This is a genomic window from Sphingomonas sp. LaA6.9 (assembly GCF_022601895.1).
GTDB lineage: Bacteria > Pseudomonadota > Alphaproteobacteria > Sphingomonadales > Sphingomonadaceae > Sphingobium_A.
The window spans coordinates 118,626-140,781 of the sequence record NZ_JAKVIO010000002.1; the positions used below are offsets into that span (position 1 = coordinate 118,626).

At 64.0% G+C, this 22,156-nt stretch carries 21 protein-coding genes and 2 tRNA genes; 9 read left to right on the forward strand and 14 right to left on the reverse strand.

Going from position 1 to position 22,156, the window contains the following annotated elements:
- Positions 1-36: 36 nt before the first annotated feature.
- Positions 37-1,248, reverse strand: a complete 1,212-nt coding sequence (locus MKI88_RS01725) for a cytochrome P450 (RefSeq protein WP_241628888.1) — start codon at positions 1,246-1,248, stop codon at positions 37-39.
- Between the two features lie 25 nt (positions 1,249-1,273).
- Entirely contained in the window at positions 1,274-1,597 is a 324-nt protein-coding gene (locus tag MKI88_RS01730; protein ID WP_241628890.1) for a 2Fe-2S iron-sulfur cluster-binding protein, read from the reverse strand.
- A gap of 110 nt (positions 1,598-1,707) precedes the next feature.
- Here MKI88_RS01730 and MKI88_RS01735 point away from each other — a divergent pair, with 110 nt between their 5' ends.
- The gene (locus MKI88_RS01735) at positions 1,708-2,364 is read left to right on the forward strand and encodes a TetR/AcrR family transcriptional regulator (protein WP_241628892.1); all 657 of its coding nucleotides are present in this window, start codon (positions 1,708-1,710) and stop codon (positions 2,362-2,364) included.
- 1 nt (position 2,365) lies between these two features.
- On the opposite strand, the gene MKI88_RS01740 is transcribed toward MKI88_RS01735, so the two are convergent.
- From MKI88_RS01740 to MKI88_RS01760, 5 genes are all read right to left on the reverse strand, one after another.
- Positions 2,366-3,601, reverse strand: coding sequence for a DUF1214 domain-containing protein (locus MKI88_RS01740; RefSeq protein ID WP_241628894.1), 1,236 nt, complete (start codon positions 3,599-3,601; stop codon positions 2,366-2,368).
- A 2-nt stretch (positions 3,602-3,603) separates the two neighbouring features.
- Positions 3,604-4,413: a sugar phosphate isomerase/epimerase gene (locus tag MKI88_RS01745; RefSeq protein ID WP_241628895.1), complete on the reverse strand. Its 810-nt coding sequence runs from the start codon at positions 4,411-4,413 to the stop codon at positions 3,604-3,606.
- Between the two features lie 2 nt (positions 4,414-4,415).
- The gene (locus tag MKI88_RS01750) at positions 4,416-5,576 is read right to left on the reverse strand and encodes a sulfotransferase (RefSeq protein ID WP_241628897.1); all 1,161 of its coding nucleotides are present in this window, start codon (positions 5,574-5,576) and stop codon (positions 4,416-4,418) included.
- 2 nt (positions 5,577-5,578) lie between these two features.
- Positions 5,579-6,700 (reverse strand): LLM class flavin-dependent oxidoreductase, encoded by a 1,122-nt coding sequence (locus MKI88_RS01755; RefSeq protein ID WP_241628900.1) that lies wholly within the window; start codon positions 6,698-6,700, stop codon positions 5,579-5,581.
- Between the two features lie 135 nt (positions 6,701-6,835).
- Positions 6,836-7,936, reverse strand: coding sequence for an alpha/beta hydrolase fold domain-containing protein (locus tag MKI88_RS01760; protein ID WP_241628901.1), 1,101 nt, complete (start codon positions 7,934-7,936; stop codon positions 6,836-6,838).
- 131 nt (positions 7,937-8,067) lie between these two features.
- On the opposite strand from MKI88_RS01760, the gene MKI88_RS01765 reads away from it, so the two are divergent.
- Positions 8,068-8,517 carry a MarR family winged helix-turn-helix transcriptional regulator gene (locus MKI88_RS01765; protein WP_241628907.1) on the forward strand — a complete coding sequence of 150 codons (450 nt, stop codon included), beginning with the start codon at positions 8,068-8,070 and terminating at the stop codon, positions 8,515-8,517.
- 9 nt (positions 8,518-8,526) lie between these two features.
- Here MKI88_RS01765 and MKI88_RS01770 read toward each other — a convergent pair whose 3' ends face one another.
- A complete protein-coding gene (locus MKI88_RS01770; protein ID WP_241628909.1) occupies positions 8,527-9,309 on the reverse strand; it encodes an SDR family NAD(P)-dependent oxidoreductase in 783 nt (260 codons plus the stop codon).
- A 183-nt stretch (positions 9,310-9,492) separates the two neighbouring features.
- Between MKI88_RS01770 and MKI88_RS01775 the strand changes: the two genes are divergently transcribed.
- From MKI88_RS01775 to MKI88_RS01785, 3 genes are read left to right on the forward strand one after another with little or no spacing between them, the layout of a single operon-like run.
- Positions 9,493-10,353 carry an SDR family NAD(P)-dependent oxidoreductase gene (locus MKI88_RS01775; RefSeq protein WP_241628912.1) on the forward strand — a complete coding sequence of 287 codons (861 nt, stop codon included), beginning with the start codon at positions 9,493-9,495 and terminating at the stop codon, positions 10,351-10,353.
- Between the two features lie 16 nt (positions 10,354-10,369).
- A complete protein-coding gene (locus tag MKI88_RS01780; protein WP_241628914.1) occupies positions 10,370-11,302 on the forward strand; it encodes an SDR family NAD(P)-dependent oxidoreductase in 933 nt (310 codons plus the stop codon).
- A gap of 2 nt (positions 11,303-11,304) precedes the next feature.
- Positions 11,305-11,847: a nuclear transport factor 2 family protein gene (locus MKI88_RS01785; protein WP_241628916.1), complete on the forward strand. Its 543-nt coding sequence runs from the start codon at positions 11,305-11,307 to the stop codon at positions 11,845-11,847.
- On the opposite strand, the gene MKI88_RS01790 is transcribed toward MKI88_RS01785, so the two are convergent.
- The 3 genes from MKI88_RS01790 to MKI88_RS01800 are packed head-to-tail and all read right to left on the reverse strand — an operon-like array spanning position 11,848 to position 15,600.
- Entirely contained in the window at positions 11,848-13,458 is a 1,611-nt protein-coding gene (locus MKI88_RS01790; RefSeq protein ID WP_241628918.1) for an AMP-binding protein, read from the reverse strand.
- On the reverse strand, positions 13,455-14,576 hold the full coding sequence (locus MKI88_RS01795) for a CaiB/BaiF CoA-transferase family protein (protein ID WP_241628920.1): 1,122 nt from the start codon (positions 14,574-14,576) through the stop codon (positions 13,455-13,457). Before MKI88_RS01795 ends, MKI88_RS01790 begins: the two co-directional genes overlap by 4 nt.
- Before the next feature lie 31 nt (positions 14,577-14,607).
- The gene (locus MKI88_RS01800) at positions 14,608-15,600 is read right to left on the reverse strand and encodes a nitronate monooxygenase family protein (protein ID WP_241628923.1); all 993 of its coding nucleotides are present in this window, start codon (positions 15,598-15,600) and stop codon (positions 14,608-14,610) included.
- Positions 15,601-15,909: 309 nt separating this feature from the next.
- Between MKI88_RS01800 and MKI88_RS01805 the strand changes: the two genes are divergently transcribed.
- The 3 genes from MKI88_RS01805 (at position 15,910) to MKI88_RS01815 (ending at position 19,286) form a co-directional block, all read left to right on the forward strand.
- Entirely contained in the window at positions 15,910-17,037 is a 1,128-nt protein-coding gene (locus MKI88_RS01805) for an acyl-CoA dehydrogenase family protein (RefSeq protein ID WP_241628926.1), read from the forward strand.
- Positions 17,038-17,123: 86 nt separating this feature from the next.
- Positions 17,124-18,572: an NAD-dependent succinate-semialdehyde dehydrogenase gene (locus MKI88_RS01810; RefSeq protein WP_241628929.1), complete on the forward strand. Its 1,449-nt coding sequence runs from the start codon at positions 17,124-17,126 to the stop codon at positions 18,570-18,572.
- A gap of 42 nt (positions 18,573-18,614) precedes the next feature.
- Positions 18,615-19,286, forward strand: coding sequence for an SDR family NAD(P)-dependent oxidoreductase (locus MKI88_RS01815; RefSeq protein ID WP_241628932.1), 672 nt, complete (start codon positions 18,615-18,617; stop codon positions 19,284-19,286).
- Between the two features lie 42 nt (positions 19,287-19,328).
- On the opposite strand, the gene MKI88_RS01820 is transcribed toward MKI88_RS01815, so the two are convergent.
- Complete coding sequence (locus MKI88_RS01820) at positions 19,329-20,828, reverse strand: CoA-acylating methylmalonate-semialdehyde dehydrogenase (RefSeq protein WP_241628935.1); 1,500 nt, start codon at positions 20,826-20,828, stop codon at positions 19,329-19,331.
- 95 nt (positions 20,829-20,923) lie between these two features.
- On the opposite strand from MKI88_RS01820, the gene MKI88_RS01825 reads away from it, so the two are divergent.
- A complete protein-coding gene (locus tag MKI88_RS01825; RefSeq protein ID WP_241628937.1) occupies positions 20,924-21,805 on the forward strand; it encodes a LysR family transcriptional regulator in 882 nt (293 codons plus the stop codon).
- A 109-nt stretch (positions 21,806-21,914) separates the two neighbouring features.
- On the opposite strand, the gene MKI88_RS01830 is transcribed toward MKI88_RS01825, so the two are convergent.
- Positions 21,915-21,989: transfer RNA gene (locus MKI88_RS01830), tRNA-Asn, on the reverse strand.
- A gap of 21 nt (positions 21,990-22,010) precedes the next feature.
- Positions 22,011-22,085, reverse strand: a tRNA-Asn gene (locus tag MKI88_RS01835).
- Between the last annotated feature and the right edge of the window lie 71 nt (positions 22,086-22,156).

The window sequence follows — 22,156 nt, forward strand, 5'->3', positions numbered from 1 at the left end:
GGTCCTCCCCAAGGCAAGCTTGGGGAGGATCCTTGATTACCACACCAGCGGCAGAGCCTTCGGGCCGACCACGCCGCCCGGATAATATTCGACCGTCGCGCCCGTTTTGACGCTGAAATCGGGGATGCGGCGCAGCCACTCCTGAAGTCCGACCTTGATCTCGAGCCGCGCCAGATGCGCCCCGATGCAGCTGTGGACGCCGCCCGCAAAGGCGAGGATGGGCTTGCGCTGGCGACCGAAGTCGATCGTCTTCGGATCCGGAAACACGTCGGGATCATAGTTGCACGCGGGCAGGATGCTCATGAACTTGTCGCCGGCCTTCATCTTCACGCCGCGCATCTCGAGGTCCTGCGTCAGCGTCCGTCCCGAAAAGGTGACCGAGAAGACGCGCAGCAGCTCTTCGACCTGCGCGTTGATATTGTCCGGATTGGCGATGATTTCCCGGCGCCGGTCGGGATTGTTCGCGAGCCACAGCCAGATGTTGTTGAGCGTGGCGAACACCGTGTCGAGCCCGGCGATGAACAGGAAGAACGTGAAGCCGAAGATCTCGCGCTCTGTCAGCGGTTCGCCATTCGGCCGCGCCTGAATGATGGTGCCGATCACGCCGTCATCGGGATTCTCGGTCTTTTCCGCGATGACCTTGGCCAGATAGGCCTCGATCCCGCGCATAGCCATGCCCGCGGTCATGCGGTCCTGCGAATGGAGCAGGTCCACCGCCCAGCCGACAAAGGTGTCGCGCATGTTCTGCGGCAGGCCCATCAGGTCGAGGAAGATGGAGACGGGAAGCGGGCGACCGAAATCGGTCGTGAACTCGCACGCGCCCTTGTCGATGAACTGATCGATCAGATCGTTCGTCAGCTTGCGCATATAGCCTTCCAGCTTCAGCACGCCCTGCGGAGAGAAAGTGGAATCGAGGATCGCGCGGTACTTGCGGTGGTGCGGCGGATCGATTTCCAGCGGGATGAAATAGAAGAAATTGTTGGGATCGCGCGGGAAGGGCGTGGCGTCCGCGGTCGAGAAATATTCGGGATGACGCAGCGCGAAAAAGGCATCCTCGTGCTTGATCGTGGCCCACGCATTACCCGTCATCGGATTGACGCTGTAGAAAAGCGGCGGATGCGTGTCGTGCAGCTTCGCCATGAAGTCGTGCGGCGCGGCGAGAAATTCGGGCCCGGTGGTGAGCCCGATTTCGCGGATCAGTTCGCGCGGGACGTGCGCGGGAATTTCGGCGGCGGGGGCAGTGGCCATGATCGCTCTCCTGGGACGCTTGTTTTTAGTATTGGGCTTCGGGCAGATGGATGACGATGCCGTCGAGCGCCGGCGCCATGATGATCTGGCAGCTCAGGCGGCTGGTCGGCCTGCGTTCCGAGGAAGCGCTTTCGAGCATGTCGAGCTCATCCTGTACGGCTCCGGGAAGCCTGTCGGCCCACGCATCGTCGACATAGCAATGGCAGGTCGCGCAGGCGAGGCCGCCACCGCATTCACCGACAATGCCTTCAATGCCATTGTCGAGCGCACCGCGCATCACATTCTCGCCCTCAGGCAGATCAACCACGTGCTGCGCGCCGTTCGCTTCGACATAGGTGACGGATGCCATCAACCTCTCCTTGTTCGATTTTCATGGATGAGAACGATGTTCTCTTGACTGGTACTATAGCGCGGAACTGCTAAAAGGGAAGAACATTGTTCTCATCGGGAAGGACCCGAATGCAAAGCGCAGCCAGGCAGGCGGTTGAAGTCGACGTCGATGCGGACACGAGCGATCGCACGCACCAGATCGTTGCTGCCGCCTATGAGCTTCTCGATGAAGCGGGGCTCGAGGGCATGACGATCCGGGCGGTGCTCAATCGCACCGGCCTTGCCCGTCGCGCGTTTTACGATCGGTTCGCAGGCAAGGACGACCTTGTACTCGCGGTCTTCGCCAATACGCTGCGCCTCGCAGCGACCTATTTCGGAGAGCAGGTCCGCGCGCTTCCAGATCCCATGGCGCGCCTCAAACATATCGTGACGGGCATCGTGCTCGGCCGGGTCTCGATCGATGACGCAACCGGGGCGTCCGGCGATCGCCGTGCCGCCGCACTCAGCCGGGAGCATCTCCGGCTTGCCGAGGCCCGCCCGGCCGAATTGCAAAAGGCGGTGAGCCCGCTGATTGATCTGATCGCCGGGCAGCTCTCGGACGGCATCGCGGCGGCGCAAGTGCGCGAGGCACCGGTGCAGTGGATGGCGATGCTCGTCTACAATCTCGTATCGACGACTGTGCACACCGAATTGCTGTCGGAAGAAGCGGGGCATTCCGATCCGCAGCGCCGGCAAAAGCTTGCCGACGAAATCTGGGAATTCTGCCGCCGGGCTATTGCCGCGTGAGTTAGAGCCCGAAGCGCTGGTGCTGGATACCGCGAAAGCGCTCGATCAATTGTGACATCCGTTCCTCGGGGGGCGTCCGCGCGCTGTTGGCGGGCAGAACATCCGAAAGTTCGGCGCTCTTGACGCATTGCGTGAAGACCGTTGGCCCGGAGGCGCTCATCAACGTCCGGATGGCGAGATTACCCTGCTCGAAACCGCAGGTGTCGAGCCAGTTGTGGAAGCCAGGATCCTTGCTGCAAAGGATCAGGCGGACGTTGCCGTCGTCGTCCATGCGCGTACGGGACGGCGTATAGCTCACGGGGCGATAGAGATAGTCGAGGCTGTTCATGAAGACCCCGCCGAGCGACGCCATCCAGAAGCTGTCGTCCGGTTGGAAGGTGACGATCAGCGCCTCGTCGGGCTGGAGCGCCCAGACCATGTTAGCGACCGCGCGGCCGCGCTTGCCGTCTCCGGAATCGTTCGAAGGCAGAGGCGGAAAACGGTTGATCATTTCCGGATCCACCGCGCCGCCGCTGTAGCGATACGGATGGTCGGGCCAGTCACGCATGAGGCCGGTGACGAACTCTCCGGCCCAGTCGAAAGCGCCAATCATCTCGTCCGGTGTCGCCACGGGGCGCGGGGCATCCATGCCGATCCGTTCTATGCGCAGCATCCACGGTGTTTCATTCCAGTCATCGAAGCCCTGACGGATGAAAAGCTTACGTGACCCGGGCGTGGTCGGGAGCCAGTTGGATGAACGTTCGACCCCGCCGACAAAGAGTTCGAAGCTGCCATCGGGCGCGCCTTCGATCTGGTGTCCGAAGAGATTGGCCTCGGGAATGTCGCCAAAGGGTTCGTGCAGGCTGGGCCAGCCCGTGCCTGATTGCGTTTCGGGGCGCGGTCCCTGCACGGTGATATTGAAGAAGCGCGCGGTGCCCTTCGTGCCCGAGATGCGATAGGCGCTCGTTCCGTCGATCCAGGCCTGCTGATAGCTGAAGTCTGCAGCGTCCGCGCCGAGCTTGCGAAAGGGCGTGCAGAAGGCATGGATGTGTGGATAGCGCGGATCTTTGGTTTCGAGCGCGAGGTCGAAGGCCTGTCCCAGGTTTTGCGTGAGGAAGCGGAAGGCGTCGGCGCGGTGGAGGCCAGACGAGGGATTGTGATCCTTGAACACCTGATCGCCGGCGGCGCGGAGACGATCACAGAATTGCGCCCATGCTGAGTGCAAGGCTTCGTCATCGGGGCCGTCGCCAAAGGCCATGATCAGGCTCCCAGTTTCGTGAGCATTCCGGACACGCGTTCCGCAGCGCGCGTCGCTGCTGCCACATTGCCCTCAGCTTCGATGCGCGGACCGATCAGCTCGATGTCGAACACGCCTTCATAGCCCGTGTGCAATATGTCGCCGAGTATCCGTTCCAGCGGAACCACGCCATCACCGGGAACTGCACGAGCAGGAAGCGCGCGGTCGCCCAGCACATAGTCGCTTACCTGCACCAGTTCCAAACGCGGCACCACGCGACGAAAATGCTCCTTGAGGCTCGCTTCCGCCCAGCACGCGAACAGGTCGATGCAGACGCCGGTGTCTGCGCGCTCGGCCAGCGCGATCGTGTCGGCAAGGCTATGGGCAATATGGATATCGGCATAGAGCGCCGAGGCGTTTTCGATCAGTACTGCAATGCCGCGCTGCCGAGCCGCCGCAACGCCCGGCGCAACAAGCGCCGCGAAGCGATCCGCGGCTTCCTCCCATGCCAGCGGCCCGCGCCCGCCCGTAAGCAAATAGATCGACCGCGCCCCCAGCGACTCGGCTGCGTCGATTACGTCCAGAAAAGTGGATGACGCCTGACCGGAATCGCTCGAAAGGTCCGGAAAGGTTGCAAAAACGTGATTCAGCGCTTCGATGCGCGGTTCGCCATGGGCCAGGATACTGCGAACACCTCCGAGCGCATCGGGCGCAAGCAGTTTGGGGCTGACCATCACCGCATTGCGGACCCCGATTTTCCGACAGATATCGATGAACGCCGTGTTGCTCTCACCGATGAAGCACACCTGATGCAGCGAAACGCGCGGGTGCATCCTTACCCCCGCTGCTCGATGTCGAGGCCGAAGCGTTCGCGATAGGGCGCGAATTCGGCGTGGAGCGCGTCAACATCGCCGTCGACCAGGTCGGTCGAATAGCGGAATTTGCCGTAGCGATCGCCGCGGTTGGTCGCGAGATAGTTGCGCATCGCAGCTTCCGCCTCCGCGGTCAGCTCATGGCCCGCAAAGTCGTAGAACTTGCGGATCACGCCCACCTGATCCGCCACGAAGTCCTGGTAGCGGACATGGTGGATGCGCGGATCGTCGATCATCGGGTTATCGAGGGTCGCCTTGAAACCAGCACGGCCGAGCCGGGTGTGAAGCTCGGCGATCGCTTTGATATCGACCGATCCGGTCAACCCTTCGGTCAAATCCGCCGCCATCTGGATGCGCGAGGCGATCGACTGCACGGGATCGCGGTGAATGTAGAGGATCCGCGCGTCCGGATACGCCTCGAAAAAGGCCGGAAAACGCGTCGCGTGGAATCCCTTCAGCACCCATTTCTTCCTGGGTCGTCCGTGTTGAATCGCCTGCAGCATCATCTTGTGGATGCGGTACTGCGCGGGCGGGTCCGAAGGGATACCACCCACGACCATCCCCATGGGGACGCGCCACCAGGCGGTGGGGGTGAGCACGCGGAAATCAAACGCCCATGTCCGCTCACATTCGGGTAGGCCATCGCCGAGCATGTCGTTATAGGGGTGGCTCTTGAGCCAATTGGGCAGGCGCGCGTTGATCTCGCGCCACTCGACATCGGATTGGGCGCGGCGGGGATCGTCGGACCCGGCAAGTCCCGGCGGTGGCGAGGGGTGCATGACTTCCCAGAAACGCAGCGCCCGCGCATCGGGATCGACCGAAAGCAGTGCGTGGAGCAGCGTCGTGCCCGATCGCGGCTCGCCGGTCACGAACATCGGCTGCTCGATCACTTCCCTGTCGAGCTCATGGCGCTTGTGATCGTCGAAGAAGCGGAGCCGGTCGGTTAGCAGCCACGTGCAATTGGCAGCCGCAATCGCCTCGCCTGCGTCGTCCATATTGGCGGATCGGATCAGGTCGACCGCCTGCGCGAACCGTTCGCGAAAGCTCGGATCGCCCCAGTCCGACAGACCGGTTTCCGCCTGAGCGACGGCGAGCAGCGCTTCGGCGTCCAGCGGTACTGCCATCGTCACACGCCCTCGCAAAGGCGCAGCAGTTCGTCCTCGGCTTCGCGAACCTTGGCCGGAGATTTTGCGCCATAGGCGAGCCCCGCCATGCCGCCATAGTCGAGGATCTTGGGCACGCGCAGCCCTGCGTCGCAGAAGCCTTTGACAACCCCGGCGACTTGCCTGGGTGTTCCATGGGGAATGAGATCGAGGATCATCTCTGGATAGACCTGCTCGCAAAAGGCCAGGAAGCGCTCGCGCGTCAGCACGGCGGGATCGATGTCCACAAAGCCGCGCCAGCTTTCGCCCAGCGGGTGCTCATGGCCTTTCTTGCGCAGTTCCGCCGCCGAGATCTGGAGGATGATCGCCTTCACGAGCGGCGCGGCCAGTATCTCGGCAAGTTCGGCATCATCCCCGATCAGGCAGGTCTGAATGAAGGCGGGGGTGATCGCCATGGGATCGCGACCCGCCTTTTCTGCGGACGCACGTATGACACCCAGTTTTTCGGCATAATCCTCCGGGCTCCACGCGCCCGCGGGCCACCAGCCATCCGCAAATCGTCCCGTGATTTCGAGCATGCGTGGACCGCCCGCGCCGATCCAGATTGGCGGGCAGCGGCCGTCGAAGAGTTCGGTGTCCATTCGGGCGTGACGGAGGTGGAAGAACTGGCCCTCGAAATCGACGGGTCCTTCGCTCTCCCACAACAGCTTGATGACCTTGAGCGCCTCCTCGAAACGGCCGACCGGCTTCGCAAAGTCGAAGCCATAGGGGACGGTATTCTCCATCTCGCCGCTGCCGAGGCCGAGTATGAACCGGCCCCTGGACAGGTGATCGAGCGTCAGCGCGGTTTGTGCGAGCATGGACGGATGGCGGCGGACCGTATCGACCACGCTCGTCGCGATCGGCACATTCTTCGTCAGCACGGCAGCGGCGCCCGCGACCGCCATCGCATCCAGATGGCGGTGGGGCGAGGGAGATACCGTAGCGAGATCGGTAAATTCGGGTGTCCAGATCGAGTCTGGCCAGAAACTCACCATATGATCGGGCAGCCAGATCGAATGATAGCGCCCGGTGTCGAGATCGCCGATCTGGTCGATGCCCAGCGGCAAGGTTGTCCTGAGGAACGCCGCTGGCTGAACCTTCATGCTGTCTCTCCGCTGCGCCGGCGCGGCCGTGCCGGTCTTTGGGGTGGATGCTATCGTCATTGGTCGGAAGGGGGCAATGTGTGGCGATAACATCGGCGGGCCGATGCATGGCCCGCCGATGTCCTCGCCCCGGATCTATTGTCCCAGCTTCAGATGTTTGCGGAAGAATCCGGTCATCACGTCAAAGGCCTCGCGCGATTCGGGCAATGCGGGATCGTAGAAGAAGGCGTGGCCCAGCCCGTCCCAGACATGCAGGTCGGCGGTTGCGCCGGCCTTCACCAGCTCGCGGTGCGTGTTGACCGCGGCGCTCATCTCGAATGCGCGCGTTGCCGTAATGATCAGGGTGGGCGGGAAGCGCTTGAGCGTCTCAGGCGACCGGATGGGGGACACCATCGCGTCCGAAAGGTCGGCCTTCTCGAAATAGGATCGCGGCCCCTCGCGCGGCGGCAGCGCCTGGAACGGCCGGCCAAAGGCGCTGCTGTCACCACCCCAGCGGGCGTCGGCCGAGGCGCAGAAGATGCCGGTTGCTGCGGGCAGCGGCAGCTTCTCCTTGATCAGTGCGGCCATTGTTTCAGCTGTCAACAGCCCGCCCGCAGAACAGCCGAAGATAGCGACATCCTGCGGCTTGTGGGTTTTGAGCAGCTCGCGATAGACCTTGACGACATCTTCGGTGGCGGCCGGATAGGTATGTTCCGGCCCCTGGCGATAAGTGATGCTGACGATCTCGACGCCGGCAAGTCCGGCCAATGGAATCGATTCAATCATCCCAGTGCCGCTGGCCACGCCCATCACGAAGCCTCCGCCGGGCAGATTGAGCAGGATCTTCCTGGCATTGGCCTTGGGCACGCCCGCGGCCGGGGTGGCATAGACCGCGGGAACGCCAGCGATCTCGGCGTCGCGCGTCGTGACCTTGTACATCTCCTTCAGCGTGGCGAGCCGGGGCGCCAAGATCTGCGGCATCTTCTGCCGCAAAGCGCCTGCCTGGCCCGCGGCCACCGCTCGCATCATCGGTTCTTCCTGGTCGAACGGCGCGCGTGGCAGCGCTTTCTTGGCCTCTTCACTCAGATAGGCGGAGGGCGGTAGCCGAAAGGAAGGGACGACGACCGTGCCGTCCGGTTCAATGGAGCCGCTGGTCGGCTTGTCCTGGGCAATGGCGATCTGACCCGGCAGGCCCGCGAGCGCAGAAGCTGCCATTGTGAGCGCAAGGCGGCGGATAAGTCGATTCCGGCTCTTCATGACATTCTCCCCAGTGCTGCGCGGCTACCCGTTCAATTATATATTATGGAACATAACATATCGGCTTGAGCTTGCCGTGCAAGGGGGGTAGGCGGCTGAAGGTGGACAAGCCTCGAGATATCAAGCCGTCGATGATCGACCCCCTGCACGCGATGCTGGGCTATCAGTTGCGCCGCACGTCGGTTGCGGTCATGTCGGCGCTGGCCGATGAGCTTGCCCCGCTTGAGATCAATCCCGGCGAGGCCTCGCTGCTGATGGTAATCGGCGCGAACCACGGCTGCACACAGAGCGATATCAGCCGCGCGCTCCGGGCGCGGCCGGCCAATCTCGTCCCGCTGATCAACAAGCTCGTCATGTCGGGGGCCCTTGAGCGCGCGCCGGGCAAGGGGCGCGCGATCGCGCTGTCGCTGTCGAAGGCCGGCGAAATTCTCTACGCAAAAGTGGAGCGGATTTTCGACGACCACGAGGCGCGCATCGGCCGTAGTGTCCCGGCGGACCGCCGCGCGGAGCTTGTCGAACTCCTGCGCCGCATCGGCGACGATGCCTGCATCGCCATGCACTGCGCCGCCCGGGACGCGTAGCGCCTGCGGTTATTCCGCGTCGGGCTCCACCCATTTCGTTGTCAGCGCGCGTGGCGACAGATATTTGGTCGACGTCCAGCCGCCGTCTACCACGATCGTCTGGCCGTTGATGAAGCCGGCGCCGGGCGAACAGAGAAAGGCGATGGTGCTCGCTATGTCGTCAACCTCGCCGAGGCGCGGGAAGGGCGTCGTCTCGACATTGACGCGCTTGAACATTTCGTCCTCGAAACGGTGGCGCACCATGTCGGTCATCGTCACTCCCGGTGCGACGCAGTTCGCGCGGATGCCCTTTGGCCCATAGTCGCAGGCGATATGTTGGGTAAGCGAGGTGAGCCCACCCTTTGCAGCCGAATAGGCGCCGCCGCGCCGGCCGCCGATGACGGCATAGGTCGAGGTGACGTTCACGATGCCGCAGCCTTCGCCCATATGGCCGATTGCCTCACGACACAGACGGAACGGCGCGCGCAGCATCAGGTCGAGGAACTGGTCGAGCGTCGCGTCATCGGTTTCGTGCAGCGGCTTCGGGCTGCCTGCGCCGGCGTTGTTGATGAGGAAGTCGATCCGGCCGAAGCGATCGAGCGCGAGCTGGACGATCTTCTTCGGCGCCTCATCCTCGGTCACGTCGATCGACAGCGTCGCGATACGACCGGGATCGTTGATCGCTGCTTCGAGCGCCACGAGCTTTGCCGGGTCGCGTCCGACGCCGACGACGGCCATGCCCATATCGTACAGCATCCTGGCCGTGCCGAAGCCGATGCCGCTTCCCGCACCCGTGATGATCGCAACCTGCATGGCCTGCCTTTCCGTAGCTGTTGTCTGTCGTCATATCCAAACATCGCCGAGCCGCGAACCTCGACCTGAAGAACGTCGCCGGTGCGATGCTTGGCCGCGCGCCCTTTGAACGGCTGTCGCGGACGGCTAAGTCGTCGGAAACGTGCTGAACGGATAGTCAGCGGCAAAGTGTGGAGAGGCGTGATGGGTGCGCTTTCGGGCAAGGTCGCGGTGGTGACGGGCGCCAGCCGCGGCATCGGCAAGGGCATCGCGCTTGCGCTCGCGGATGAGGGCGCAACGGTCTATGTCACCGGCCGCACGGTTACGCCCGGCAGCAACCCGCTCCCGGGAACGGTGGGCGAAACCGCGGCGGAGGTGAACAAGCGTGGCGGCAAGGGGATTGCCGTCGCCGTCGATCACGCCAATGACGAACAGGTCTCCGCATTGTTCGATCAGGTCCGCCGCGAACAGGGCCGGCTCGATATTCTCGTCAATAACGCCTTCGCGCTGCCGGAAGATCTGACGGAGCCGGGCAGCTTCTGGGAGAAGCCGCTCTCCAACTGGGAAATGGTCGATGTTGGCGTCCGCTCCAACTTCGTCGCGGCACGGCATGCGGCGCAGATCATGGTTCCGCAGAAGTCGGGACTGATCGTTGCGATCTCAGGCTATGTCGGGGTCACCTACACCTATGGCGTCGTGTTCGGCACCTGCAAGTCGGCGGTCGACCGGATGGCGCGGGACATGGCGATCGAGCTCAAGCCGCACAACGTCGCCTCGCTTTCACTGTGGCAGGGGCTTACCTTCACCGAGCGCGCCGAGCGCAATATCGCCCGTAATCCGGCGATGAAGGAACAGGTCGTCACCAATCCGCTGGTGGGCTGCTCGCCCGAATTTCCCGGCCGGGTGATCGCGGCGCTGGCTGCCGATCCCGAAGTCATGAAGCGCAGCGGCGGCACCTTCATCACCGCCGAGGTCGCGCAGGACTATGGCGTCACCGATGTTGACGGCAAGGTGATCCCGTCGCTTCGTGAGCAGCGCGGTTCCCCGATCTGGTCACCGGTTTGAGTATAAGGAAGTTTGCATGTCTGAATTGAGATTCGACGGCCGCGTTGCCGTGATCACCGGCGGCGGCCGCGGATTGGGGCGCGCCTATGCCGAGTTGCTCGGCCGCCAGGGCGCCAGGGTCGTGGTCAACGATCTCGGTGTCAGCATGGCCGGCGACGGCACCAGCGAAGACCCGGCGGGCGACGTCGTCGCGGCGATCAAGGCGACGGGCGGCGAGGCGATCGCGAACCGCGATACCGTTGCCACTGCCGAGGGCGGCAGGGCGATCATCGAGAGCGCGCTCGACACCTGGGGGCGCGTCGACATCCTGATCCACAATGCCGGAAACGTGCGCCGCGCGCCGCTGGCCGAGATGACCGCGGAGACCTTCCGCGCGGTGCTCGACGTCCATCTGGTGGGGGGCTTCAATGTCGCACAGCCGGCTTTCGCCGCGATGTGCAAGGCTGGCTATGGCCGGATAGTGATGACCACGTCGATCGGCGGACTTTATGGCAATTACGACGTGGCCGGCTACACCTCGGCCAAGGCCGGGCTGATCGGGCTTTCCTATTCGGCAGCGCTGGAAGGCGCTCCGCATGGGGTCAAGTCCAATTGCATCGTGCCGAGCGCGGTGACGCGGATGTCGGAAGGCGTCGACACCAGCCAGTTTCCCCCGCTCGGGCCCGAATTCGTCGCACCCGCAGTGGGCTGGCTCGCGCACGAGAATTGCAATCTTTCGGGCGAGTTGATGATCGCGCTCGGCGGCCGCATCGCCCGGGCCTATCTCAGCGAGACGAAGGGCGTGTGGCAGCCCGAATGGACTATGGCGGACGTGGACGCGCGGATGGCCGAGATTTCCGATCGTTCGGAGCCTTACTCTTTCCCGGTCGTGCCCACCGAAGCGGGCGGACCCCACGGCTTCATGAAGCATCTCGGCACGAGCTTCGAAATGGCACGGAAGGGAGGCTGACGATGGAGCCGGCAAAGCTCGCGCGCCTCGAGGAACTGCTTGATCGGCAAGACATTCTCGATTGTCTGACGCGTTTCAGCCGGGGGATGGATCGTTTCGACAGGGAGTTGTTCCTGTCGGCCTTCCATGCGGACGCGACGATCGCAGCGGGTGATTTCGTCGGCCAGCCCGACGCGCTCTACGATTGGGCGCAGGGCCTCCATGAACAAGGCCAGGTGGCGACCCACCACAATCTGCTCAACCATAGCTGCGAGATCGACGGGGATACGGCACACGCCGAAACCTATTATCTCTTCGTCGGCCGCAACCGCGACGATACCAACTGGGTAGCGGGCGGTCGCTATGTCGATCGGCTCGAGCGGCGCGACGGTACATGGCGGATCGCGCTGCGCTGCAATGCCATCGAATGGTCGGGCATGGTTCCGACCATGACGATCCCCTTCGCCGACGTGCCCGACATTCACGGCAACGGCGCGCCGACGCGCGACCGTAACGACATCTCCTATCGTCGTCCCCTCACCAACTTGCGGGAAACGCGCAGCTAATCACGTTGCGACCAGTTTCGCGCGGATCACCTGCTTGAGCACCTTGCCCGCATCATTCTTGGGCAGCGCCTCCCAAAGCGCCACCGCCTCCGGATATTTGAAGCGCGCGACGCCATAGTCCGCCAGGAACGCGCTGATCGAGGGCACGTCGGGCGCGGCGCCATCGCGCGGCACGATCACCGCGACCGCGCGCTCGCCCGTGCGTGGGTCGGGGATGCCTACGATCGCAACCTCGGCAATCCCCGGATGCGCGACCAGCAGGTCCTCGATCTCCTTGGGTGCGATGTTTTCGCCGTTGCGGATGATGATATCCTTGATCCGCCCCGTCACGACCAGATGGTCGCCGTCGACCCAGCGCCCCTGATCTCCCGTCCGGTAATAGCCTTCCTCGTCGAACGCGCTGGCCTCGTCCTCGACATGCACATAGCCCACCATCATCTGCGGGCCGCGCGCGCGGATCTCGCCATCGGACGCGATTTTCACGGTCGCGATGCCGGGGCGACCATCGGTCTCTGCGGCATGCTCGACATCGCCGCAACTGATGACGCCAACGGTGCTTACGGGCACTTCGGTAGATCCGTAGACGCGCGAGACGATCGCGTTATCGAAATAGTCCGATGCCTCGCGAATGAGCGCGGGCGGGACCGATGCGCCGCCGCAGATGAACAGCTTGAGCGCGGGCAGACGCGTTTCAGCCGCGCGCGCAGCCGCCAGCAACTGCTGGAGGAAGGGCGTGGCGCCTGCCATGTGCGTGCAACCTTCGTCGTCCATGATCCGGACGGCTTCGCCCGCGTCCCATTGATCCATCAGGATGGCGGTCGCGCCGAGCAGCAGCGGGGTTTCGAAGGCGTAGATAGAACCGCCGATATGGCTGATCGGCGAGGGCACAAGAAAGCGGTCGCCGGGCGCCACGAGCCAGTGCTTGCCGATCTGGCGGATCAGCGCATTGATCGAATTGTGCGTGTGGAGGACGCCCTTGGGCCTGCCGGTGGTCCCGCTGGTGTACATGACCATGCGTACTTCGTCGGCATCGAGCGACGGCAGTTCGGCCGCAGCGTCGCCACCCTCCAGCAACCGCAGATAGGGCGTGTGGACGCCGGCATCGCCGCGCACGACGACGGTCTCGGGCGGGTTGTCGATCTGCTCCGCGACGCGCGACAGCATCGCAGCATAGTCGTGCCCGCGGAACTCGGCGGGAACAAAGATCATGCGGCTGCCGACATCGGCGAGCATGAAGCGCAGGTCATGATCCCTGAGCGAAGGCAGGATGGGGTGCGCGACCATTCCGGCCAGCGTCGCCGCCATGTAGATCACCGCGGCCTCGTGCCAGTTGGGCAGCATGAACGAAACGACGCTGCCGGGCGCAAAGCGCAATAGCATCGTCTGCGCCATGCGCGCGGCATTGTCGTGGATCACGCCCGCGGACAGGCGCGCATCGCCCTCGATCACGAGGATGCGATCGGGGTCCTCCAGCGCGATACGGCGCAGCGCGTCGGCGCAGGTGTCCTGTCGCCACCAGCCCTCGGCATATGCCCGCTGTGACAGTTCCTCGTTCCAGCGTATCTGCCATCCGGCGGCTGTTTGTCGCCTTGCCTCGCCTGTGCCCATCATGATCGGGCCAATCCGGTTTCTTGCCACGCGGCGACCGCCGTAGCTCCATCGCGCGATGGCTGAATTGCACCCGGCGTGCGCGAGAAACGGGGGACGGGCGCAACCTGTACAAGTCCGTCATGCGTCACAAAGACGCCACGCTCGGCCATGTGCGGGTGCTCGGAGGCTTCATGAAGCGGAACAACCGGCGCGAAACATGCGTCGGTACCGTCGAACAGCGCGGTCCATTCGGCGGCGGTGCGGCTCTTGAATATCTCCGCAAGAACCACGCAATGCTCAGGCCAGCGCGCCGGATCAAGGCGTTCTTCGTGAAGTGCCGGCGGCGCGCCGATCAGCTTCAGGAGTTCGGCATAGAAATGCGGCTCCAGCGGCCCGATCGAGATTTCCCGGCCATCGGCGCAGATATAGCAACGATAATAGGGTGCTGAGCCCGCCAGCAGGTTGGATTCGCGTTCCATGGAAATCGCGCCCCTTGGCAGCAGGCCAGCGAACATGCTCATCAGCGACGAGGTGCCATCCACGATCGCCGCGTCTATGACCTGCCCCTTGCCCGAGCGTTCGCGCTCCCACAGCGCCGACATGATGCCAAAGGCCAGCAGCATCGATCCGCCGCCGAAATCGCCGACAAGATTAAGCGGGGGCTGCGCAGGTTCACCGGGACGTCCCATCGCAGCGAGCGCGCCGGTCAGCGCGATATAGTTGATATCGTGACCTGCCGATTTCGCCAGCGGACCGGTCTGTCCCCATCCCGTGATGCGGCCAAAGACGAGCCTCGGATTGCGTTCGAGCAGCACTTGGGGGCCAAGGCCGAGCCGCTCCATCACGCCCGGACGGAACCCCTCGATGACCACGTCGGCGCAATCGGTGACGCCCAGGCAATAGTCGCGCCCTGCTTCGGAACGGAGATCGACCGTGACAGTTGCGCGCCCGCGATCCACGATCGGGTTTTCCCAGCCATTGCCACCTTCGCGGTCGATGCGGACGACATCGGCACCCAGATCGGCCAGCAGCATGGCGCAATGGGGGCCGGGGCCGATGCCGACAAACTCCACGACGCGCAATCCGGCGAGCGGGCCACCCCCGCGCACGGATTGGTCATCATGCTGGTCCGTCGTCATAGCGCTGTCCTCCCGTCGCCTTCTGACCCGTTCACGCCATCTCGGGTTCGACGACGAGGTTGGAAAGACGGCCACGGATAATGGCCTCGGCATCGCGCACGATGCGTGCCACCAGTTCCTCACAGGTCGGAATATCGTGGATCAGACCCTGGATCTGGCCGGCCCAGATAAGCCCGGAATCGATGTCGCCCGTTTCGAGCGCGGTCCTGCCCTTGGCACCCGACACCAACGGTCGGACATCCTCGAATACTGCGCCCGGACGGCTTCCCAATTCCACCACCTGATCGGAAATCGAGTTCTTGGCAACGCGACCGGTATTGCGGAACGCGCGAAAGATCAGGTTGGTCGCGCGTTCGTCATTTTCGACGAGCAACTGCTTGATACGCTCGTGGATCGGCGCTTCAACGGTGGCGCAGAAGCGCGTGCCCATGTTGATGCCCTCGGCACCCAGCGCCAGCGCCGCCGCGAGACCGCGTCCATCGCCGAACCCGCCGCTCGCGATCATGGGGATCTTCACCTGATCGGCGGCCGCCGGAATCAGGATCAGCCCCGGAATGTCGTCCTCGCCCGGATGGCCCGCGCATTCGAAACCGTCGATCGAGATCGCGTCGACACCCATGCGCTCGGCGGAAAGTGCATGGCGGACGGCGGTGCATTTGTGAATGACCTTGATGCCATGTGCCTTGAAGTCGTCGACATGTTCCTGCGGCTTGTAGCCCGCGGTTTCGACGATCTTCACGCCGCTGTCGATGATCGCGCGGCGATACTCGGCATAGGGCGGGGGCGAGACCGAGGGCAGGATCGTCAGGTTTACGCCAAACGGCTTGTCGGTCATCGCCCGGCAGCGATCGATCTCGCGGCGCAGGTCGTCGGGCGTTGGCTGCGTGAGCGCGGTGACGATACCGAGACCGCCGGCGTTCGAGACTGCCGCGGCCAGCTCGGCGCGGCCGACCCACATCATGCCGCCCTGGACGATCGGATGTTCGATACCCGCCAATTCGGTGAAGCGCGTGCGGATCCCCATGTCAGCTGTCCTCAATCATGAATGTCGCCGCGAAAGCTCGCGCGGGCGGCGTTTCTTGAAGAGGCAGTGGGCGGAGCGGGCGCACCTTGTCAATGCGCCGGGACGCGGCAAGACGCCGTACAAGGCCATACATCGCCGCGTCGATGCCTGAGGGTATTGGAGCGCCATGCCCCAATGCTCATGAGCAAATGCCGGTCGCGTCACAGCATCGCAGAGTGGATGCTTTGCCCCCGATTGGGCCGTCACGATTGACGGTCCGAAATGAGCGGCGCAATACGCCGGCAGGTTAAACTTCGGCCAGTGGGTTTCATGCTTCTTTCCGACACGCAAATTGCCATCAGGGATGCCGTTCGCGACTTTGCGCAGGAGCGTATCCGTCCGCATGCCGCCGCGTTCGAGTCCCAAGGCGGCTATCCCCAGGCGCTATTCGAGGAGATTGCCGGGCTTGGCCTCATGGGCATGACCGCGCCCGAGGAGTTCGGTGGCGCGGGAGCCGATTACATCTCCTATGCGCTCGCGCTGATGGAAGTGGCGGCCGGTGACGGCGCGCTGTCGACGATCCTGTCGATCCAGAACAGCCTCATCGTGTCGGCGCTGCTGCGGCTGGGCACCGATGACCAGAAGAAGCGCTTCCTTTCCGATCTGATTTCCGGGCGGATGATCGGCGCCTTTGCGCTGACGGAGACCGATGCGGGATCCGACGCGGCAGCGATCCGCACGCGTGCGACGCGTGTCGAGGGCGGCTGGCAGCTCGACGGCGCCAAGCAATTCATCACCTCGGGGCGTATCGCGGGCCTTGCGATCGTGTTCGCGGTCACCGATCCCGCTGCAGGCAAGAAGGGAATATCGGCCTTTCTCGTACCCACCGACCGGCCCGGCTATTCGGTGGACAAGGTCGAGCACAAGCTCGGACAGGCGGCGTCGGACACCTGCGCTATCCGCTTCGACGAACTCTTCGTGGAGGACGCATTGATGCTGGGCGGCGAGGGTGAGGGCTATCGCATCGCGCTCTCGAACCTCGAGGCGGGCCGGATCGGTATCGCCGCGCAGTGCGTCGGCATGGCGCAAGCCGGCCTCGAGATCGCGGTCGCCTATGCCAAGGAACGCAAGAGCTTCGGCAAACCGATCATGGAGCATCAGGCCGTCGGATTTCGACTTGCCGATCTTGCGACGCGATTGGAAGCCGCGCGCCAGATGGTGCTCGCCGCCGCCGCGCTGAAGGATGCCGGCGAGCCCTGTCTGACCCAGGCGTCCATGGCCAAGCTCTTCGCTTCCGAAACCGCCGAGGCAGTGGTCTCGGGAGCGATCCAGACGCTGGGCGGCTATGGCTATCTGGAGGAGTTCGGCCTCGCCAAGATCTACCGCGATGTCCGCGTCTGCCAGATCTATGAGGGCACCTCGGACATTCAGCGCATGGTGATCGCAAGAGCGCTTTGATCGCGCGACCGAGGTCACTCGTCGGTGGCAGCAAGCCGCGGCAATGCAAAAAAACCATTCTCAAGGACCGCCCACGGATGAGCTCCATGACCATTTCCCTCTCCGATCCTGCGTTGCTCCGCGAACAGTGCCTTGTCGGCGGCCGCTGGACAGGCACTGCGACGATCGAAGTGACCGACCCGGCGACGGGACAGGTCCTTGCCTCGGTCCCGGAGCTTGGTGCGGACGAGACGCGCGCGGCGATCAAGGCAGCCGAAGCGGCGCTGCCCACATGGCGGGACCGCATAGCCGCTGATCGCGCGCGCATTCTGCGCCGCTGGTTCGATCTGGTGATGGCGAACCAGGAGGATCTGGCGATGATCCTGACGCGCGAGCAGGGCAAGCCACTGGCCGAAGCGCGCGGTGAGATCGCCTATGCTGCGTCCTTCATCGAGTGGTTCGCAGAGGAAGCGAAGCGCGTCTACGGTGAGGTCATACCAAGCCACCGCGCCGACAGCCGCATTGTCGTGATCCGCCAGCCCATCGGCGTCGTCGCCGCGATCACGCCGTGGAATTTTCCGGCTGCCATGATCACGCGCAAGGCCGCGCCCGCGCTCGCTGCGGGATGCACGATGGTGCTCAAGCCCGCGACACAGACGCCGCTGACAGCATTGGCACTTGCGGCCCTGGCCGAACGCGCCGGCGTGCCAGCGGGTGTCTTCAACGTCGTCACCGGATCGTCGCGCGTGATCGGGGCGGAACTCACCGGCAACCCGATTGTGCGCAAGCTCAGCTTCACCGGTTCGACCGAGGTGGGTAAGACGCTGATGGCGCAGTGCGCGCCGACGATGAAGAAGATTTCGATGGAGCTCGGCGGGAACGCGCCCTTCATCGTCTTTGCCGATGCGGACCTCGATGCAGCTGTCGAAGGGGCGATGGCCTCCAAATACCGCAACAGCGGCCAGACCTGCGTCTGCGTCAACCGCATCTTCATCCAGCGTGACGTCGCAGCCGCGTTCGAAGCAAAACTTGCCGCCGCTGTGCGCGCACTGAACGTTGGGCCGGGTGCTGAGCAGGGAAGCACGCAGGGCCCCCTGATCGACCAGGCAGCCGTAGCCAAGGTCGAGGAACACGTTGCCGATGCGCTTGCCAAGGGCGGCCGTGTCGTCGCGGGTGGCCAGCGTCATTCGCTTGGTCAAAGCTTCTTCGAGCCCACTGTGATCGCCGATTGCAACCCCGCGATGCTGCTGGCGCGCGAGGAAACCTTTGGGCCGCTGGCCGCGCTGTTCGTGTTCGACACCGAGGAAGATGCGATCGCGCTGGCCAACGACACCGAAGTCGGTCTGGCGGGCTATTTCTATACCCGCGATCTCGCGCGCGCCTGGCGCGTCGGCGAGGCGCTCGAGGTCGGCATGGTCGGGATCAACACGGGCCTGATCTCGACCGAAGTCGCGCCCTTTGGCGGGATCAAGGAATCGGGGGTCGGTCGCGAAGGGTCGCGCCACGGCATCGAGGACTATGTCGAGATGAAGTATCTTTGCATGTCGGGCATTTAAGCACCACATCGACGCGCGAATCGTAGAAAAAAGGGAGTAGCCATGACGGGAATAGTCGCAGTCACCGGCGCCGCGGGCGCTCTGGGTCGCAAGACCGTGGAAGTGCTCGGCCAGGCCGGCTGGAAGATCGTCGGCATCGATCTGGCCGACGTACCCGCAGATGCAGTCGCGCTCGCGCTTGGCGGGGTGGATCTCGGCGACGAACAGGCGATGCTTGACGCGGCCACGCGGATCGAGGCTGAGTTGGGCGGGCTCGACGGGCTGGTTAACATCGCCGGCGGCTTTCGCTGGGAAACCGTTGCCGATGGCGATGTCGCGACCTGGGACAAGCTCTATGCGATGAATGTCAGGACCGCGCTCATCGCCACGCGCGCGTTGATGCCGATGCTGCGCAAATCGGGGGGCGCTATCGTCAATATCGGCGCCGCGGCGTCCAGCAAGGCGGGGGCTGGGATGGGCGCCTATGCCGCATCGAAGGCAGGGGTCGCGCGGCTTACCGAAGCCCTCGCCGAAGAGCTGAAGGACGAGGGCGTCCGCGTCAACGCGCTGCTTCCCAGCATCATCGACACGCCCGCGAACCGTGCCGACATGCCCGACGCGGATTTTGATCGCTGGGTCACGCCCGAGCAGCTGGCAAATGTCGTCGGATTTCTGCTGTCGCCGGGTGCCTCGGCGGTCACTGGCGCACTTGTGCCCGTGACCGGCCGGGTCTGAGGCGAGAGGCAAGGGCGGCCGTATTGGCCGCCCCCTCGAACATCAGCTCATCGTTGGAATGACGAAGCTCTGGTCGAGCACGGCGCCGCCGCTCGGCCAGCGCTGCGTGACGGTCTTGGTCCGCGTGTAGAAGCGGATGCCGTCCATGCCATACTGGTTCAGGTCGCCGAAGCCCGAACGCTTCCAGCCGCCAAAGCTGTGATAGGCGACAGGCACCGGGATCGGCACATTGATGCCAACCATGCCCACCTCCACGCTGCTCGCGAATTTCCGCGCGAAATCGCCATTGCGCGTGAACAGGGCGACGCCATTTCCGTACTGGTGCTGCGTCGGATAAGCGACAGCTTCCTCGAAGGTCTTCGCACGCAGGATCTGAAGCACCGGGCCGAAGATCTCTTCCTGATAGCTCCGCATCTCGGGCGTCACGCGATCTAGCAGCGTGGGGCCCATGAAATAGCCGCCTTCATAGCCCTGGAGCGAAAGGCCGCGTCCGTCGACCACGAGCTCGGCGCCCTCATCCACCGCCATCTGGATATAGTTCTCGACCCGCGCCTTGTGCGTCGCGCTCACGACGGGGCCGTAATGCGCGTCGGGATCGGTCGGCACGCCAACGCGCAGATCGGCGATCGCCGAGATCAGCTTTTCGCGCAGCCGGTTCGCGGTCTCTTCGCCCACCGGCGTCACCACGGGCAACGCCATGCAGCGTTCGCCCGCCGAGCCATAGGCTGCGCCGACAATATCAGCCACCGCCTGGTCGAGGTCGGCGTCGGGCATCACGATCCCGTGATTCTTCGCCCCGCCCATGCACTGCATGCGCTTGCCCGCGGCGGCGCCGCGACCATAGACATATTGCGCAATGTCGGAGGAACCGACGAAGCTCACGGCCTTGATGTCCGGATGGTCGAGGATCGCGTCGACGACGACCTTGTCGCCGTGCACGACGTTGAGGATACCCTTGGGCATCCCTGCCTCGAGCGCCATTTCGGCCAGTCGCACGGGCACCGACGGGTCGCGCTCTGACGGCTTGAGGACGAAGGCATTGCCGCAGGCAATTGCCGGCGCGCACATCCAAAGCGGGATCATTGCCGGGAAGTTGAAGGGCGTGATGCCTGCCGCGATGCCGATCGGCTGCCGCATCGAATAGACGTCGATGCCCGGCCCCGCGCCCTCGGTATATTCGCCCTTGAGCAGATGCGGCACGCCACACACGAACTCGACCACCTCGAGCCCGCGCTGGATATCGCCCTTCGAGTCCGCGATCACCTTGCCATGCTCGCGCGAAAGCAGTTCGGCGAGTTCGTCCATGTGCTGCTCGATCAGTTCCTTGAAGCGGAACATCACACGCGCACGACGCTGCGGATTGAGCGCCGCCCAGCCTGGCTGCGCCGCCTTGGCATTCGCGACCGCGCGCTCCAGAAGCGCGGCGTCGCCGAGCGCCACTTGCGCTTGGACCTTGCCAAGCGCCGGATCGAACACGTCTCCGAGCCGCTGGGGGGCGTCGTTCAACGAAACGCCGTCTATGAAATGCTGGATCAATCGCATGGGCAGATTCCTTTTCCGTGTCCTGCGCGTCGATAGCCTTTGCAATTCAGGTCATATATGGGGGTAAAATGCGAAACAGCTGTGCGAATATGTAGATGCTCGATTGGGACGACCTCCGGCTCTTCCTGGCCGTCGCGCGGAGCGGGAGCTTTGTTGCGGGCGGTCAGCGGCTGGGATTGAACCACGCCACGCTCGCGCGGCGATTGTCGGCGCTGGAACAGTCGCTGGGCACGCGCCTGTTCGACCGTTCGCCTCGCGGTGTGCAACTGACACGGGCCGGGCTTGAACTTCTCGACCATGCGGAGCGTATTGAAGCCGAAGTGCTTGCCGTCGGCCGCACGCTTGCCGGCCAGGAGCAGCAGCTCTCGGGAACGGTCCGGCTGGCCACACCCGAGGCCTTCGGCACATTCTTTGTCGCGCCGCGCGTGCACCTGTTTGCGGCGCAACACCCCGGTATTGAACTCGAACTGGTCCCGGAATCGCGGACCGTGAACCTGTCGAAGCGGGAGGCCGACATTGCGATCGGCCTGCACCGTCCGGACCGTGGCCGGCTGCGTGCGATGCGGCTGGTCGACTATCGCATCGGGCTCTACGCCTCGCAGGACTTTCTCGCGCGCGCAGGCCCTGTCGAACGCATGACGGACCTGCGCGACAGGCCTTTCGTCTCGTACATCGAGGAAATGATCGACCTGCCCGAGTTGCGCTATCTCGACGAGTCACTGGGTGGCCAGTGCGTCTTTCGCTCAAGTTCGGTCGCGGCGCAGATGGGAGCTGTGGTTTCCGGGCTGGGTTTTGGCTTGCTTCACTGCTTCGCCGTCACGCCCGAGATGAGGCTCGTCCGCGTGCTGCCTTCCGAGATCGAAGTCATCCGCAGCTATTGGCTCATCTATCATGCGGACCTGGCGCGCTCGCCGCGGCTTCGCGCGGTCACCGATTTCCTGACAAGGGAAGTGAGGTCGCACGCAGCACAATTCTGACGGCCTCGGGATGACCCGAACGGCAGCCATGAAAATATCACGAGGACAGCGGTTTATAAGACAAAGCTCCGCCTTCGTGGGAAATGAGTATATTTCTACGAATTTGGAGTGGCTCCCCGGGCCTGATTCGAACAGGCGGCCGTCCGATTAACAGTCGGATGCTCTACCGCTGAGCTACCGGGGAATGTTCTCGCGCAATTCGGGATGGCTCCCCGGGCCTGATTCGAACAGGCGGCCGTCCGATTAACAGTCGGATGCTCTACCGCTGAGCTACCGGGGAATATCGCCAAAGCGAGGCGCGCCTATAGCAGCGGCTTTCGCGGCTTGGCAAGCACTCCGCTGTACATTTTT